This is a genomic window from Ureibacillus sp. FSL K6-8385 (assembly GCF_038593155.1).
Lineage (GTDB): Bacteria > Bacillota > Bacilli > Bacillales_A > Planococcaceae > Ureibacillus > Ureibacillus terrenus.
The window spans coordinates 2,000,439-2,017,096 of sequence record NZ_CP151968.1 but is presented as its reverse complement, the minus strand read 5'-3'; the positions used below and the strand labels follow the sequence as shown (position 1 = coordinate 2,017,096).

Sequence of the window (16,658 nt, the reverse complement as noted above, 5' to 3'; positions counted from 1 at the left end):
GAGGAACGTTTTTATAACGTTCCTTATTTATTTGGAGGTTCATTTTGGAAAAGAAGCAGCAGAAAGAGAAAAACAACATTGTTTCGTTTATTCCAGATGGAGAATACTATTTCAATAAAGCAATTAAGGCGTTGGAAAGGGATCAGCTGGATCGAGCGTATAAATATATGAAAAGAGCGGCGGAATTGAGTCCGGATGATGCCCACGTGTTAATGCACTATGGGCTTTTGGAACTGAACGCCCAAAATTTCGAAAAGGCCTATGAACTGATTCATACCGCATATTGTCTGGAACCGGATGAGCCAGAACATGTTTATTATTTGGCCGAAGTATCCGGTTATTTGGGATTGATGAATGATGCAAAAAAGTATGCAGAGAAATATTTGGAGCTTGATCCTGATGGTCTTTATGCATTAGAAGCGAAAGAAATCATCGATTTTGTTCATTTTGAGCAAAACGAAATCGATGATTTGGATGAGGAAACCTATGAGCAATTCCTCTTGCAAGAGAAAGCGCGCCGATTAATGGAAAAAAGCCAATTTCATGAAGCGATTGAATTGCTGGAAAATATGATCGATCAATATCCCGAACTCTGGTCTGCTTATAATAATCTATCCCTGGCTTACTTTTATGTAGGCGATCTGGAGCAATCCAAAGCCATTTTGCGGCATGTGCTCCGCGAAAATCCGGGAAATTTGCACGCATTGTGCAATTTGACGATCATTGCCTATTACGAAAAAGATGAAGCCTTTCTCCGTTATTTGGTCGAAGTATTGAAAAAGATATATCCATTTGATTTCGACAGCCGTTATAAACTGGGGGCGACGCTGGCGTTGATCGGGGAGTATGATTTGGCCTATAAGTGGCTTCATAGCATGACAAAAAGAATGGCGCCGAATGATTCCGGCTTCTATTTTTGGTTAAGCCAGGCCGCCTATTTTTCCAACCATGTGAAAGAGGCGGAAAGGGCATGGGAAATGTTGGTTCAGATTGATCCTTCAAAAACCGGTATGGAGCCGTGGAAACATATTAAAAAGAAAGAAGCCTCGGAATTTCCTACCCTTGAACAAAACCGGGATTACATTATCAAAAAAATCAGCAGCGATTATCCGGCCCACCGGATGTTCGGCTTTTTCCTGCTCAGCAAATCCGCCTTTAAACAGGAAATTATTTCACATCCGAAATTAATCGATTTATCCAAATATAACGGCTTGGAAAAGCTTTGTTTAGCCTACGCATTGAATCATGAATTCAATGTGAATAATAAATTGGAGAAAATATTTATTCGTCTCATCTCCGTGGCGGAGGAACTTTTTGACGGCATAGAGGCATTGACCCTTGAAAAACAGCACTTGTTCCAAATGTGGTTTGTTCTTAGCGAGAGGGCTTTTCTCAGCGGCTATGAGTTCAAAAATGTGAAGGCATTGGCCGCGGCAGTGGAATATATGTATTTTTCAACCATCAGTTCCGATCGTGTAACGAAAAAACAGTTTGCAGAAAAACACGGAATAACGGTGGCAACCTTAACGAAATATATGGATCAATTGCTTGAATTTTTGCCATTCGCCGAAGAATAGGGCAAACTATTTGATGTTTTGCATTCCATTGACTACATTAAAAGAGAGTTAGGAGGAATGGAAATGGCAGAGGAAAAAATTTATGATGTCATCATTATCGGAGCAGGTCCTGCCGGAATGACAGCTGCGGTTTATACTTCCCGCGCAAACCTTTCAACACTCATGTTGGAGCGTGGAATTCCAGGCGGACAGATGGCCAATACGGAAGAAATAGAAAACTATCCTGGATTTGAGTCAATTCTGGGGCCTGAATTGTCCACAAAAATGTTTGAACACGCAAAAAAATTCGGTGCGGAATACGCCTATGGCGATGTGACCGAAGTAATTGACGGGGAAGAGTACAAAGTTGTCAAAGCAGGGCAAAAAGAATATAAAGCTCGTGCCATCATCATCGCGACAGGTGCCGAGCATAAAAAATTGGGCGTTCCCGGCGAAAATGAACTGGGCGGACGCGGTGTAAGCTATTGCGCGGTATGCGACGGAGCGTTCTTTAAAGGGAAAAAATTAATCGTTGTCGGCGGCGGCGACTCGGCGGTGGAAGAAGGCGTATATTTAACCCGCTTTGCCGAAAAAGTGACCATCGTGCATCGGCGCGATAAACTCCGTGCCCAAAAAATCCTGCAAGAACGCGCATTTGCGAATGAAAAAGTGGACTTTATTTGGAATCATACGGTCAAACAAATTAATGAAAAAGATGGAAAAGTCGGCAGCGTAACCCTGGTTTCAACGGTGGACGGTTCCGAAAAAGAAGTGCCATGCGACGGGGTATTTATTTATATTGGTTTATCCCCGCTGACTGAACCGTTTAAAAATCTGGGCATTCTAAACGAGAATGGCTATATTGTGACAAATGAAAAAATGGAGACGTCTGTAAAAGGGATTTTTGCAGCGGGAGATGTACGCGAAAAAACATTGCGCCAAATCGTAACCGCAACAGGCGACGGAAGCATTGCAGCCCAGTCCGCGCAAATTTATGTTGAAGAGCTGAAAGAGCAATTAGTAAAGAAAGAGTAATCATAAATTAACTATATTGTAACTTTTTTTACCATGGGAATGGGGGTATAATAAAAGTACATTTTAACCCCCCCTTTAGTTAAATTTTTGGTTGTTTCCATTTTGGAAACAACTTTTTTTTTGAATATTCTACGAAATAGCTTCTAATCATAAAATATACATTATAGATTGTATATAAGTATTATTTTGTACCAAAAGAACTAGTCACGGTATAATAGTGATTAGGAGTAACAAAGATTGAGGTGTCGCTTATGCAAAGAATTGCCAACTTATTAGCTATACAGGATGGACAAGTGCTTCTTCTAAAAAAGCCGAGAAGAGGATGGTACGTCGCTCCGGGAGGAAAAATGGAAAGCGGCGAATCCATATATGAAGCGGCGGTAAGGGAATTTCAGGAGGAGACAAATGTTACTCCTAAAAATGCCCATTTAAAAGGAGTCTACACAATTGTCATAAAAGAAGATGATCAAGTGATTGATGAATGGATGCTGTTTACTTTTGTGGCCCATGGGGTTGAAGGAACTCCAATGGAGCAAAACAGGGAAGGCATTTTGGAATGGCGTCCAATCGGAGATCTCGAGCATCTTCCGATGGCGGAAGGCGATCGGAAAAATCTTCTGTTTGCCGCATTAAATAAAGGAATTCAGTACGGTACGTGCATATATACAAAAGATTATGAATTGATAGAGGCAAAGTATCAATCTTCTATGGAGCTTTTCGAAGGAGATGAGATCCATGGATGAAATAGACGGAAAAGGCGCAAAAGCTCCCGAATATGAATTAGTGATTATTACAGGCATGTCTGGAGCCGGAAAAACCGTGGCGGTGCAAAGTTTTGAAGATATGGGCTATTATTGCATCGATAATTTGCCGCCTAAATTATTGACGACATTTTTGGCATTAATGAAACAATCGAAAAAAAGAATTTCAAGAATTGCCGCAGTGATGGATATGCGCGGCGGCGAGTTCTTTAATTCCCTCATCGATGCGCTCGACATGCTGGAGAAAGAAAAAAATGTAAACACCAAAGTATTATTTTTGGACGCGGATGACGAAACCCTTGTCCGCAGATATAAAGAAACGAGACGCCAACACCCTCTGGCCCCCGGCGGTCTGCCTCTGGAAGGAATCAGAAAAGAAAGAGAGATGCTCTCTGAATTAAAAGGGAGAGCCCATTACATTTACAATACTTCAAAAATGAAACCTCGCGAGCTTCGTGAACGTATTACAGAGGAATTTTCCCTCACAAAAAAACCAAAATTTTCAATTAATGTGGTTTCATTCGGTTACAAAAACGGGATTCCTATTGATGCGGATTTGGTTTTTGATGTAAGATTTTTAAATAACCCTTATTATGTAGAAGAACTGAGAAATAAGACCGGATTGGACCAGGAAGTTTATGATTATGTTTATAACACAAAAGAAACAAAAATTTTAATCGAAAAATTGGAAGACTTATTTGATTTTATTATTCCACAATATATTAAAGAAGGAAAACCGCAATTAGTCATTGCCTTCGGCTGTACCGGAGGGCAGCATCGGTCTGTCACACTGACTGAATATTTCGGGAAATATTTCAAAGAAAAATATCAAACAGAAGTCATCCACCGTGATATTCGTTCATAGAGAGAGGATTGTTTGAATGGGGAATACGAATATAGTTGTGATTGGAGGAGGGACCGGTTTATCAACCATTCTGAGGGGATTGAAACTCTATCCCTTTCATATCACCGCCATTGTAACCGTAACAGATGATGGGGGATCTTCGGGGAGACTTCGGGATGATTATGATATACCTCCTCCAGGGGATATACGTAATGTGATTGCCGCTTTATCTGATACGGAACCATTGTTGGAACAAATGTTCCAATATCGTTTTTCGAATTCCCAGGACTTGGGAGGCCATTCATTGGGGAATTTGATGCTTACTGCATTAACGGACATTACCGGCGATTTTTTCAGTGCCATCATCGAGATGAGCAGAGTATTGAACGTAAATGGAAAGGTCATTCCATCAGCGAATGGCATTGTCAATTTGCATGCTGAATTGTTGGACGGCCAAATTGTTAAGGGAGAGTCCAAAATCTCTTTATCCAATAAGCGGATCAAACGCGTCTTTTTGGTTCCGGAAGATGTAAAGCCCCTTCCTGAAGCAATAGCAGCCATCAATAGCGCCGACATGATTTTAATCGGCCCCGGCAGTCTTTATACAAGCATCATCCCAAATCTGTTGGTAAAAGAAATTCAGGAAACGATTATTCGTTCCAAAGCTAAAAAAATCTACATTTGCAATTTGATGACGCAAAAAGGGGAAACGAATCAGTATCAGGCGGCAGATCATGTAAAAGCTATTTATGAACATGTTGGCAAGCCATTTTTAGATGCCATTTTGGTAAACAGCAATGATTTACCCTACTCCATTAAAGAAACTTATAAAGAACAGAAAGCGGAACCGGTCAAAGTAAATATAGAAGAATTACAAAAATTAGGATTAGCGATTATAAAGAAAGATATCGCAACCATCAAAAATGGTGTTGTGCGCCATGATGGGAAAGCCATTGCAGAATGGCTTATCGATTATTCATCGAAACATATTAAATAAGGATTATGCCAGAGTTGGAAAAGAGGGGGGGCTTATATGTCTTTTGCTTCGGAAACGAAAAAAGAAATGACTCAAGTGGAGGCAAACGACCAAAGCTTGAAAGCGGAGGTTTCCGCCATTATCCGCATGAATGGAACACTTTCCTTTTCAAATAAACAATTGAGTTTCGACGTGCAAACGGAAAACGCGGCAATCGCAAGAAGAATTTATACCATTATAAGAAAACTTTATCCGTATAATGTGGAATTGCTCGTCCGCAAAAAAATGAGGTTGAAAAAGAACAATGTTTACATTTGCCGCATCCGGGAAGGAGCCAAAGAAATCCTGACAGATTTGGATATTTTGCATGGAGATTTTCAGGTCAATCATTCCCTTTCAAAATCGTTATTAAAAACAAAATCGCAAAAACGGGCATATTTGAGGGGGGCTTTTTTGGCGGGAGGTTCAGTCAATAATCCCGAAACATCTTCCTATCATTTGGAAATTTATTCAATGCATAAAGAACATAGCGAAGCGTTGGCCAATTTAATGAACGAGTTCCATTTGAATGCAAAAACGATTGACCGGAAAAAAGGATACATTACTTATCTAAAAGAAGCGGAAAAAATTTCTGAATTTCTAGGTTTGGCCGGTGCCTTCCAAGCAATGTTGAAATTTGAGGACGTCCGTATCCTGCGGGATATGCGAAACAGCGTTAACCGCATCGTCAATTGCGAGACGGCCAATTTGAATAAAACGATTGGCGCCGCTTTAAGACAAGTGGAGAATATAAAATATATCGATCAGACCATCGGAATTGACAAGCTGCCCGAAAAATTGCGCGAGGTGGCGCGACTGCGCATAGAACATCAGGACGTCACATTAAAAGAGCTGGGGGAAATGATTTCGACAGGAACGGTCAGTAAATCCGGAATCAACCATCGTTTAAGAAAAATTGATGAAATAGCAGAAAAACTTCGCCGCGGGGAAAAAGTGATAAAATAATTGATAGGGCGCATTGTTCTTTTCAGATAATTTCGATAAGATAAATATAAAATGATATGAACGGATTAGAAAGGATGTGTAACAAAGGAATGGTTGAAACCACTGTGGAGGTCAAATTAAAAAACGGTTTGCAAGCGCGGCAGGCGGCGTTATTTGTCCAGGAAGCAAACCGTTATAAATCCGATATCTTTTTACAAAAAGATGAAAAGAAAGTAAATGCAAAATCCATTATGGGAGTTATGAGCTTGGCGATTGCAAGAGGAACAACCATCACATTAATCGCAGAGGGCAATGATGAGAACGAGGCGATTGAAGGATTATCATCGTTCATTCAAAAAGAAGGGTAATTTGCAAAAAAAATGAAAACGCTCGCAATTTTTCGAAGGTTTTCGAGAATTGTGAGTTTTTTTATTTCTTAGTATGCTAGAAAACCATTATGGAATGCTGATACAAAAGCGGATATCCACTTAAAGGGAAATCCGCTGCTTTCTCAATGTTATTTTATTTACGAGATAATATGTATTAACTGGATTGTTTTCTCTCTGATAGAAAAAAACGGATTCGCTGCATTTAATGATTCCAAATATAAAAAAAGGTATCACCCAAAGGATGATACCTTTTCACCTCTATTATTTGTCATCGCTGGAAGAAATAATGTGGTCAATTAAACCGTATTCTTTCGCCTGTTGAGCCGTCATGAAGTTGTCGCGGTCAGTATCTTGGGCGATTTTTTCGATTGGCTGCCCAGTATGTTCGGATAACAATCTGTTTAATTTGTCACGCAAGAAGAGAATGCGTTTTGCGGCGATTTCGATTTCGGTAGCTTGACCTTGGGCACCGCCCAGTGGCTGATGAATCATTACTTCCGCGTTTGGCAATGCATAACGTTTTCCTCTTGCTCCCGCTGAAAGGAGGAAGGCACCCATGGAAGCAGCCATACCGATACAAATCGTTTGAACATCCGGTTTGATGTACTGCATTGTATCGTAGATGGCCATGCCGGCAGTGATGGATCCGCCTGGAGAGTTGATGTAAAGGGAAATGTCTTTTTCAGGGTCTTCCGCCGCCAAGAATAATAATTGTGCAACAATGGAGTTTGCCACATTATCATCAATCGGGCTGCCAAGTAAAATAATCCGGTCTTTCAATAGGCGCGAATAGATGTCGTAAGCGCGCTCACCGCGGCTTGTTTGCTCAATGACTGTAGGAACTAAATTCATATTCGATGTCCTCCTTAAACCATTAATTGTTATGTTCTACGTAACAAAGCAAAATTGTTTCCGCATGTTTATCATACACGCAATAGTCAATAAAGGTCAAATGATAAGTATGCAATTTTTTGAATTAATATCATGCAATTCAATATATAGAAAAAACTTTCTTTGAGCAAAAGGGGTTGAATTATATTTGAGTACCGTGTATAATAATTACTATCGTGGTCAGTCATAAAAAAAGACTCATGCATATTTATTATTATATGAAAGCCACACAAAAGTATGCAAAAATGGCAATTTTTATTAATATTTTGCCCTCGTAGTTTAATGGATAGAACGCAGGATTCCGGTTCCTGTAGTGGGGGTTCGATTCCCTCCGAGGGCGCTACGAACAACTGATCCGGGATTAAAATCCTTATGCTTTTTGATACGGCTGCATTTGCAGCCGTTTTTCTTTTTGGCAATCCGGAAAAAACCCATGAAATAAATTTTCATAAACTTTGCGCCGGGAGCCCCCATCTCCAGGACGGGCTGCCGCTATTTTTTTGTTTCATCATCTCCCGCTATATTTCCAGCCAACAGATTCTTAACCTTATCCAACTATAGGAAACTTAATCTCCCATTTGTTATTCACTTCCCCTGAAATCAATGCTTTAAACGTAGGATTTCAAGCCAGGAGGCAGCGTATTAAAAATTAATGGCTCCTCAATTTTTATTCCCCAATAATGATTAAATTCCCTAAAAAGGAAAAAACATTTATAAATGCTAAAACGCCCTATTATTTTGACGATAAGAAATAGGGAGAAGCCATTCATCTCAGCAAGAAGGGGATGATACCGCATCTGTTTCACAAGGGCAACAGATTCCAGTCGTTTTTCTTTTGGTGCAGCTGTGGGCCGGCAATCGGGGTGAGAGATGCAATATGGAATGTATAAAAAGGCTGTTTGTCCAAATTATTTTATTTTTTTATGTTTGAAACATTTCCTGAATTTCTGCTTTAGAAAGGGGTTTTATTATGATTCTCATCGACGATCAAATCATTTCCCCTATTCTGGTCAAATCGCTGCAAGAACTTAATGTGCCTGTTTTTAAACAAGGCAATCGCTCGGAAATGTCAAAATCCCTGCAATTAATGGATGCCAATGATTTTTTTTCAATTATAGACGAACATCAAAAGTTATTGACAAACTCGGAAAGTTGTTTGGCATTGCTTGAATCCCATGCCCCTGACAGTGTCCAAAACCGTTGGGCAAAACAATTGAAAGATAAAGGAATATTCCGTCAAATCCTTTCAAAAATGTATCCTGATTATTTTTATAAGGTAGTAAATCTGGATGAGCTTTATAAAATTCCGGTGGAGGATATTCCTTTCCCCGTTGTGATAAAGCCGAGCAAAGGATATTCAAGCGTTGGCGTGTATAAAGTAAAAAATGCAGAAGAATGGCGGGCTGCCTTAGAAAAGTTAAGCGTGGATATGCTGCTGATAAAAAACATTTATGACAAGGAAGTCATTAACGGGGAGAGCGTTTTAATCGAAAAATGGGTATTTGGGGAAGAATATGCCGTTGACGGTTATTACGATCATGATGGTAATCCTGTGATTTTAAATATCTTTAAACACTTATTTAAAGACGAATATGATACGTCGGACCGGATCTACTATACATCCAGAGAAGTGATTCAAGAAATTTACGATGACATATTGACTTTTATGTATAAGTTCAAAGAAATTGTTTCTTTAAAAAATTTTCCGCTTCATTTTGAAGTAAGAAAAAATGATCATGCCATTATTCCAATTGAAATGAATCCACTCAGATTTGCCGGGGCGGGAACGACGGATTTGGGATTCCATGCTTATGGCTGCAATGTGTATAAACATTATTTCCAGGGCACCAGACCGGATTGGGAAGCGGTTCTTCGCAAGATGGACCAAAGTATATACAGTTTCTTCTGTGCGGAAATCCCGATGGATATTTCACGGACTCTTATAAAATCCATTGATCATCAGTCATTCAAAAAACAGTTCCAACAAATTTTGGAATATAGAGAAATACAAGCGTTAAATGACAGGGTGTTTGCCATTGTTTTTTCCAAAAACGGATCAATGGAAGAGCTTTATCAATTATTGGAAATGGATTTGCGTCCTTTTATTGCATTAAAGGAAATGGAACATTCGAGGGAGAGATAGAGATGAGAAATATCGCTCGAAAAAAATCAATAAAAACCCAATTAATTATCAGTTTTTTACTTCCGTTTTTTATATTTTCAATGATTCTTTTTGGATTTGTGCGGTATGTATCGAATTACATTATTCAAGAACATGTCATTCCGCAATTCGATGAACGGCTGAAAGAAAATGTACAATTGCTGGCAGAGTCGATCGAACCGGATTTAATTAAGAATACAATGGTTTCCCCTGAAAAATATGGAATGGAGCTGAAGCGGAAATTAGACTCATTTTTTGAAGGGAAAAAAGGGCTCGAATATGTATATGTATTGTCCAGACAAAACGGAAAGGATGTCATTGTCGCGTTAAACGGCAGTGACGACTTTATGGTTGAGTCCCCGTTTACAGAAGACCAAAGAAAATCATTTGAAGAAAAGAAGGAAGTTTTGAGCCCTATCTATAGAGATAAATGGGGTGTTCACAAATCATTTTTCATTCCTTTGGACGAAGATGGAGTGGAAGCCATTTTCGGAATCGATATGAGCGCCAAATTCATAGACCAGTTGGAAAATCGGATTATGACCATTTCGCTGATTGTAACGGCTGTCATGATAGTGATCGGAATCCTATTGGCTTTATTTATTGGTAATAGAATTTCGAAACCTCTTAACAGTTTAGTGCAATATGCGAAACTCTTTTCTACCGGCGATCTCAGCAAATCGGTGACTATTAAACGAAAAGATGAGGTAGGGATTCTGGCAGACAGCTTTGAAGAAATGAGAAAAAATTTGAGCAACATCATTGAGAATGTGAAAGAAAAATCGGAAGGAATCCATCATACCAGCCAAAATCTTTTGGAATCCTTTGAAGAATTGGCCCAGGCTTCCGAACAGATCGCGACAAGTACAGACGAAGAGGCGAGAGGCGCCGAAGAAAGAGCCAACCATATCGACCGGATTTCAAATATGATATCTGAAATTTCCACTTCGATATCCAATGTAGATGAACAAACGAAGTTGATCAAAAACCTTACCGATCAAACAAGCCGGCAAGCCGAAAAAGGTAATGTTCAAGTTCAAATGATTACCGAACAAATGAACAAAATAAAACAAAATGGCATGGTAAGCAAAGAAAACTTGTTTAATCTGGGCAAAAAATTGGAACAAATCAATGAAATCATTCAGATTATCCAAGAAATTTCGTCCCAAATCCATCTTCTTTCTTTAAATGCCTCCATTGAAGCAGCCCGTGCCGGAGAGGCGGGGAAAGGATTTTCGGTTGTTGCCCAGGAAGTTCAGAAACTTGCAAACCAAACGGATGGATCGATCAAAAGAATATCGGAAGCGATCGGTGAAATCAATGAACAGGCCAATATCGTGCTGAATTTGAACCAACAAGATTATGAAGACATTGTCAAAGGCGTTGAGATTGTTGAAGACAATGGGCGATTATTCAATGCCATTTTTGAGTCAGTCGAGCAATTGGCAAAAGGAATTGATACGATTGTGAAAAGTACGGAAGATCTGGATCAAGCATCCGATAAAATTTTAACATCCATTCAAGAAATTTCTGCAATTTCAGAACAGGGAGTTGCCGCGACACAAGAAATTTCCGCTTCCGCCGTCCAACAACACAGCACGATCGATTACTTAAAGCAACAAAATTCGGAGCTGAAACTTTTGGCTGACAGCCTGCAAGACATGATAAAGCGGTTTAAGACAAGAGAAACAATAGAATAAAATGGAACTTTATCAAACCTTTATTGATTTTATAGTAAAATTTTATTAATGGAACAGCAGATGCTGCAATTGGTGATAACGCGGTAGTTTATGAATATTTGAAAAATAATCCTAACGTAAAATTGAAAGTCATTGAAGACGATGCATTCGATAAAGAGTATTACGGATTCATGGTGAAAAAAGGAAATAAAGAATTGTTGGATTTATTAAATGAAGGATTACAAAAAATTAAAGAAAATGGCAAATTGGCTGAAATTACAGGACAAGAACTTGAATAGGCTGGGGGGGTGTTTCAGATGGAAATCCTGGATTTACGCTGGGATATAATCTGGAACTACCGTGATTATTTCATACGTGGTATTTGGGTAACATTGATTTTGACGCTCTGCGGATTTTTTGGAGGATTCGTGCTTGGCGTGCTATTGGGGCTCGGAAAAAATTCGAAAAGAAAGTGGCTATATTGGCCTGTAAATTATATATCGATTTATTCCGCGGAACCCCCCTCCTTGTCCAAATCTTCATTATCCACTTGGCGTTGATTCCGACGCTTTTTGGACATTCGCTCGGGTTCATGGTTTCCGGTATTACAGCCCTCATATTGAACTGCGCCGCCTATACGGCAGAAATCATCCGGGCGGGGATTCAATCCATTGACAAAGGTCAAATGGAAGCGGCAAGGTCCCTCGGTTTAAATCATTTTCAAGCAATGCGGAAAGTGATTCTGCCCCAAGCCTTCCGACGTATGATCCCCCCACTAGGAAACGAGTTTATCACTCTCTTAAAAGATTCGTCCCTGGTAACGGTGATTGCGGCCAACGACATACTATATGCAGCGAAAGTTGTTTCGGGAGCCTATTTCCGTTTCTGGGAACCGTATCTTGCAGCGGCTCTCCTTTATTTAATTTTGACGTTTATCGTATCGAAAATCGTCACATTTATTGAAAGACGTTTCAGCATTGAATACAATCCGCGCAAAATTAAAAATGAAGGGCGGGTTGAAGCATGATTAAAATTGAGAATCTCCATAAAAGTTTTGGAGATTTGCACGTATTAAACGGCATCAATTATGAAATACATGAAAAAGAAGTGGTTTGTGTGATCGGTCCTTCCGGCTCCGGAAAAAGCACGTTTTTGCGCTGCATTAATTTGCTTGAAGACATTACGGAAGGCGCCATCTATTTTGACGGCAAGAAAATCAACGATCTGAAAACCGATATTAATGAGGTCCGTACGGAAGTGGGAATGGTCTTTCAACAATTTAATTTATTCCCTCATATGACGGTGTTGGAAAATATTACAATGGCACCGATGCTGATCCGGAAAATGAGCAAACAGGAAGCGGAAGAATTGGCTTTTGAATTGCTTCAAAAAGTGGGGCTTCGCGAAAAAGCGTATAATTATCCTCAACAGTTATCCGGAGTCCAGCAGCAGCGGGTGGCGATTGCAAGGGCCCTTGCCATGAAACCGAAAGTCATGTTGTTTGATGAGCCGACATCCGCTCTCGATCCGGAAATGGTGAAAGAAGTGCTGGATGTCATGAAACAATTGGCGAATGAAGGGATGACGATGGTGGTTGTCACCCACGAAATGGGATTTGCCCGTGAAGTGGCGGACCGGGTCATCTTTATGGACGGGGGAGTCATTGTGGAAGAAGGGCCGCCTGAAGAAGTTTTCGGCCATCCGAAGCACGAACGGACAAAAGCGTTTTTAAGCAAAGTATTATAAAAAGAATAATTAAAAAGGACATCTCCGTTGATGAAGAGATGTCCTTTTTTTATGAACAGGTGCAAGTCTCAAGCCGCGGAGTTTTCCTGTTCAATCAGTTAGGCATATTTTTTGCTCTCTCCGCTTGTCCATACATGTTCAACATTGTTTGCATATCTTGTTGTGAAAGCTGTGGTACTTGGTAATATCCTTTTTTGTTTTGGTAGAGGGAAAGTTCGTATGCCATTTCAATGCAGTTTGGAACAGAGTCCTGCAATACACGGCGCACTACAGGGTTTGTCGCTTCCAATGCGGCCGCCGTTTTTCCGGTAGCCAATACTTTGTGCTGGCCTAACATGAAACTTGAAATGATGCCGTCGTTAATTTCATTAGGGGAAGTAATCGGTTTCTTAGGCTGGGATGGTGTTAAGCCATATTTTGAGTCGTTTCCGATTTGCATGTTGTATTTGCGCGTCGGATGGCTCGGATCGCGTCCAGTTTTGAAACATTCCAAAGTGATGTTGTATTCATCGAGCATAAAAGCGTATTGTCTATCTAAAATATTTAGTAACTCAGGGTCTTGAACATGCGGACGCAAAAGGACGAACATGTTCAAAGCGCCAATGGAAGAACTTAATACCTCATGAACATCCATAACCTCATGTGCACCGTGGTTCATTGATGTAGGAATTGTTTCTGAAGTCGGCTGTTGCTGATTAAAGAATTGATTTTCCATAGAATTTCTCCTCCTTTAAATTTTTCTGTACACTCGTACATCACTATTTTGGCTATAAAATCATTTGATTATTCAGGCCGGATTTGGGATAGTGTAAACAGAAAAGAATGAAAAGAGGGAAAGAAATTGAAGGTGCAATTTTACACGAGACCCAATTGCTCTTTATGCAGGGAAGGATTAAGCATTTTAAAGCTTGTCCAGGAAGAGGCCGATTTTGAAATCGAAATCATTAATATTGAAGAAAACGATGAACTTCACGAAAAATATATGCTCATGATTCCGGTTGTTGAAAAGGATGGGGAAATGATTCAGTATGGACAATTGGATTATGTCACTTTATATGAAGCCCTCACAAAATAAATCATATTTGGCCGGTTGAACAATTATATTGGAATAAGAGGTTTAGCATCGGAAACTTCCCATTGATTGACGGCTTTCATAAGGAAGGAATACTGTTAAATAGGGGATACTTATTATGCCGATAAAACTTGCGATTAATGGTTTTGGACGGATTGGGCGTCTTGTGCTTCGCCAGGCGATGAAAACAGACCGGTTTAAAGTGGTGGCAATCAATGATTTGGCAGATGCAAAGCAATTGGCTCATCTATTGAAGTATGATTCGGTGCATGGAATTTATGATACGGATGTCCAATATGAAGAAGAGGCGTTGCTTGTGAACGGGCACCGGGTTGAAGTGTTTTCGGAAAAAAATCCGGAAAAATTGCCGTGGGAGGAACTGGAAGTTGATATCGTCTTTGAATGTACAGGAAAATTCCGATCACAAGAAGATGTTTCAAAACATTTAACGGCAGGCGCCAAAAAAGTCATTTTATCCGCTCCAGCAAAAGGGGAAATGCCAACCTTTGTAATGGGGGTCAATCATGATGAGTATGACCCGCAGCTTCACCATGTGATTTCCAACGCATCGTGCACCACAAACTGTCTGGCTCCTGTTGCAAAAGTCCTCGACGAAAAATTCGGACTCCAACGCGGCTTCATGACGACCATCCATTCTTATACAAACGACCAGCGACTTTTAGATTTTCCTCATAAAGATCTAAGACGATCCCGCTCCGCAAATCTTTCGATGATTCCGACAACCACCGGGGCCGCCGCTGCCGTTTCGAAAGTATTGCCGCAATTAAAAGGAAAACTGGACGGCTTTGCGGTGCGCGTGCCGACGCCAAACGTCTCCTGCGTGGACCTGGTGGCCGAATTAAGCAGAAATGTGACGGTAGACATGGTTAATTCAGCTTTCCAGGAAGCGGCAAAAGGGGAAATGAAAGGCATATTGGATTACAACGAACTGCCTCTCGTGTCCGTCGACTATAATGGAAATCCCCATTCAGCCATCATCGACGGCCTTTCAACAATGGTAATCGAAGACAATATGGTCAAAGTAGTCGCATGGTATGATAATGAAACCGGCTATTCCACCCGATTGATGGATTTGGCATCCCATATTGCAGAACAGGGGCTGGATCATTAATCGATATGTCATTTTTCATTTTGCCATTAACAATAAGTGTAACATAATTATGATTTTCTTTAGAAAAAGTATAGCCTAAATATGAATAACGATTTATAATAATGAAGGGTAAAAGGAGTGGTGGAGCAGCCCATCGCTTCTTATTTTTTGCAAATATTAAATCAACCTATGAAATTTATTATTACCGTTGGAAAGAAAGTTGGATGACGACGGATACACATAGGAGGTTACTTCATGTTTCTCAAGAAGACATTGAATGATGTTGATGTAGAAGGAAAGAGAGTCTTTGTACGCGTTGACTTCAACGTACCAATGGAAAATGGGGAAGTAGTAGATGATACAAGAATCCGCGCGGCGATACCGACTATAAAACAACTTTCGGAAAAAGGCGCCAAAGTGATTCTGGCTTCTCACTTGGGCCGGCCAAAAGGCGAAGTAAGAGAAGATATGCGCCTCACAGCAGTTGGTGAACGCCTTTCCAAATTGATAAATAAACCGGTGAAAAAATTGGACGAATCCGTTGGCGCTGCCGTAGAAAAAGCCGTCAATGAAATGAAAAACGGCGATATTATTTTGCTTGAAAATGTCCGTTTCCTTAAAGGGGAAGAAAAGAATGATGATGAACTTGCCAAACAATTTGCCCGTTTGGCGGATCTTTATGTAAATGATGCGTTCGGTGCAGCCCATCGCGCGCACGCTTCCACCGAAGGTATTGCGAAATACGTTCCGGCTGTTTCCGGATTATTGATGGAAAAAGAATTGGAAGTGCTCGGAAAAGCTTTGACAAACCCTGATCATCCGTTTACGGCGATCATTGGCGGCGCAAAAGTGAAAGACAAAATCGGCGTCATTGAAAATCTGCTTGATAAAGTGGATAACTTGATTATCGGTGGGGGACTTTCCTTCACATTTATCAAAGCCCAAGGATATGAAATTGGAAAATCCCTGGTGGAAGAGGATAAAATAGAATTGGCACGCCATTTCATTGAAAAAGCCAAGGAAAAAGGCGTAAACTTATATATGCCGGTAGATGCGGTTGTTGCGAAAGAACTTTCTCCTGATGCAGAAGCCAAAGTGGTCGATATCAATCAAATTCCTGCGGATTATATGGGACTTGACATCGGTCCAAAAACGGCAGAAAAGTATGCAGATGTGATCAAAAATTCAAAACTGATTATTTGGAACGGACCGATGGGAGTCTTTGAAATCGAACAATTCTCAAACGGAACAAGAAAAGTGGCCGAAGCAATGGCCGAAACGGAAGGGTATACGATCATCGGCGGCGGTGATTCTGCAGCAGCGGTAGAAAAGTTCGGATTGGCGGATAAAATGGATCACATTTCAACAGGCGGCGGAGCCTCTCTGGAATTAATGGAGGGCAAAAACTTGCCGGGCATTGCGGCATTGAACGATAAATAAGGAGAGAAATTGA

The 16,658-nt window shown here is 40.4% G+C and carries 15 protein-coding genes, 1 tRNA gene and 2 pseudogenes; 16 read left to right on the top strand and 2 right to left on the bottom strand.

The genetic code is table 11. The features are described 5' to 3' along the window. Positions 1 to 44: 44 nt before the first annotated feature. The 7 genes from NST62_RS10000 (at position 45) to NST62_RS09970 (ending at position 6,524) form a co-directional block, all read left to right on the top strand. Positions 45 to 1,577 carry a tetratricopeptide repeat protein gene (locus NST62_RS10000; RefSeq protein ID WP_328215765.1) on the top strand — a complete coding sequence of 511 codons (1,533 nt, stop codon included), beginning with the start codon at positions 45 to 47 and terminating at the stop codon, positions 1,575 to 1,577. Between the two features lie 63 nt (positions 1,578 to 1,640). Continuing rightward, positions 1,641 to 2,591: a thioredoxin-disulfide reductase gene (gene trxB / locus NST62_RS09995; RefSeq protein WP_342462845.1), complete on the top strand. Its 951-nt coding sequence runs from the start codon at positions 1,641 to 1,643 to the stop codon at positions 2,589 to 2,591. 251 nt (positions 2,592 to 2,842) lie between these two features. Further along, the gene (locus tag NST62_RS09990) at positions 2,843 to 3,334 is read left to right on the top strand and encodes an 8-oxo-dGTP diphosphatase (protein WP_141602269.1); all 492 of its coding nucleotides are present in this window, start codon (positions 2,843 to 2,845) and stop codon (positions 3,332 to 3,334) included. Next, on the top strand, positions 3,327 to 4,217 hold the full coding sequence (rapZ, locus tag NST62_RS09985) for an RNase adapter RapZ (protein ID WP_141602268.1): 891 nt from the start codon (positions 3,327 to 3,329) through the stop codon (positions 4,215 to 4,217). Before NST62_RS09990 ends, rapZ begins: the two co-directional genes overlap by 8 nt. Before the next feature lie 16 nt (positions 4,218 to 4,233). Beyond that, positions 4,234 to 5,193 (top strand): YvcK family protein, encoded by a 960-nt coding sequence (locus tag NST62_RS09980; RefSeq protein ID WP_141602267.1) that lies wholly within the window; start codon positions 4,234 to 4,236, stop codon positions 5,191 to 5,193. 36 nt (positions 5,194 to 5,229) lie between these two features. Then, positions 5,230 to 6,177 (top strand): DNA-binding protein WhiA, encoded by a 948-nt coding sequence (whiA, locus tag NST62_RS09975; RefSeq protein ID WP_141602266.1) that lies wholly within the window; start codon positions 5,230 to 5,232, stop codon positions 6,175 to 6,177. Positions 6,178 to 6,266: 89 nt separating this feature from the next. Then, positions 6,267 to 6,524 carry an HPr family phosphocarrier protein gene (locus NST62_RS09970; RefSeq protein ID WP_141602265.1) on the top strand — a complete coding sequence of 86 codons (258 nt, stop codon included), beginning with the start codon at positions 6,267 to 6,269 and terminating at the stop codon, positions 6,522 to 6,524. Positions 6,525 to 6,806: 282 nt separating this feature from the next. On the opposite strand, the gene clpP is transcribed toward NST62_RS09970, so the two are convergent. Then, positions 6,807 to 7,397, bottom strand: a complete 591-nt coding sequence (clpP, locus tag NST62_RS09965; RefSeq protein ID WP_141602264.1) for an ATP-dependent Clp endopeptidase proteolytic subunit ClpP — start codon at positions 7,395 to 7,397, stop codon at positions 6,807 to 6,809. A 307-nt stretch (positions 7,398 to 7,704) separates the two neighbouring features. On the opposite strand from clpP, the gene NST62_RS09960 reads away from it, so the two are divergent. The 6 genes and pseudogenes from NST62_RS09960 to NST62_RS09935 all read left to right on the top strand — a co-directional run bounded on the left by NST62_RS09960 (position 7,705) and on the right by NST62_RS09935 (position 13,022). Next, a tRNA-Arg gene (locus tag NST62_RS09960) sits at positions 7,705 to 7,776 on the top strand. A gap of 630 nt (positions 7,777 to 8,406) precedes the next feature. Further along, positions 8,407 to 9,579: an ATP-grasp domain-containing protein gene (locus NST62_RS09955; protein ID WP_342462844.1), complete on the top strand. Its 1,173-nt coding sequence runs from the start codon at positions 8,407 to 8,409 to the stop codon at positions 9,577 to 9,579. Between the two features lie 2 nt (positions 9,580 to 9,581). Continuing rightward, a complete protein-coding gene (locus tag NST62_RS09950) occupies positions 9,582 to 11,297 on the top strand; it encodes a methyl-accepting chemotaxis protein (protein WP_141602262.1) in 1,716 nt (571 codons plus the stop codon). 44 nt (positions 11,298 to 11,341) lie between these two features. Beyond that, positions 11,342 to 11,575, top strand: a pseudogene (locus tag NST62_RS09945) (transporter substrate-binding domain-containing protein); the annotation flags it as partial. Between the two features lie 18 nt (positions 11,576 to 11,593). Next, positions 11,594 to 12,303, top strand: a pseudogene (locus tag NST62_RS09940) (amino acid ABC transporter permease). After that, complete coding sequence (locus NST62_RS09935) at positions 12,300 to 13,022, top strand: amino acid ABC transporter ATP-binding protein (protein ID WP_342462843.1); 723 nt, start codon at positions 12,300 to 12,302, stop codon at positions 13,020 to 13,022. The pseudogene NST62_RS09940 and the gene NST62_RS09935 overlap by 4 nt, the downstream one beginning before the upstream one ends. Positions 13,023 to 13,116: 94 nt before the next feature. On the opposite strand, the gene NST62_RS09930 is transcribed toward NST62_RS09935, so the two are convergent. Beyond that, the gene (locus tag NST62_RS09930; RefSeq protein WP_141602260.1) at positions 13,117 to 13,737 is read right to left on the bottom strand and encodes a spore coat protein; all 621 of its coding nucleotides are present in this window, start codon (positions 13,735 to 13,737) and stop codon (positions 13,117 to 13,119) included. A gap of 126 nt (positions 13,738 to 13,863) precedes the next feature. Here NST62_RS09930 and NST62_RS09925 point away from each other — a divergent pair, with 126 nt between their 5' ends. The 3 genes from NST62_RS09925 to NST62_RS09915 all read left to right on the top strand — a co-directional run bounded on the left by NST62_RS09925 (position 13,864) and on the right by NST62_RS09915 (position 16,645). After that, positions 13,864 to 14,097: a glutaredoxin family protein gene (locus NST62_RS09925; RefSeq protein ID WP_328215739.1), complete on the top strand. Its 234-nt coding sequence runs from the start codon at positions 13,864 to 13,866 to the stop codon at positions 14,095 to 14,097. 115 nt (positions 14,098 to 14,212) lie between these two features. Then, positions 14,213 to 15,226, top strand: a complete 1,014-nt coding sequence (gene gap, locus NST62_RS09920) for a type I glyceraldehyde-3-phosphate dehydrogenase (RefSeq protein ID WP_141602258.1) — start codon at positions 14,213 to 14,215, stop codon at positions 15,224 to 15,226. Positions 15,227 to 15,460: 234 nt separating this feature from the next. Beyond that, positions 15,461 to 16,645 (top strand): phosphoglycerate kinase, encoded by a 1,185-nt coding sequence (locus NST62_RS09915; RefSeq protein ID WP_141602257.1) that lies wholly within the window; start codon positions 15,461 to 15,463, stop codon positions 16,643 to 16,645. Positions 16,646 to 16,658 lie beyond the last annotated feature (13 nt).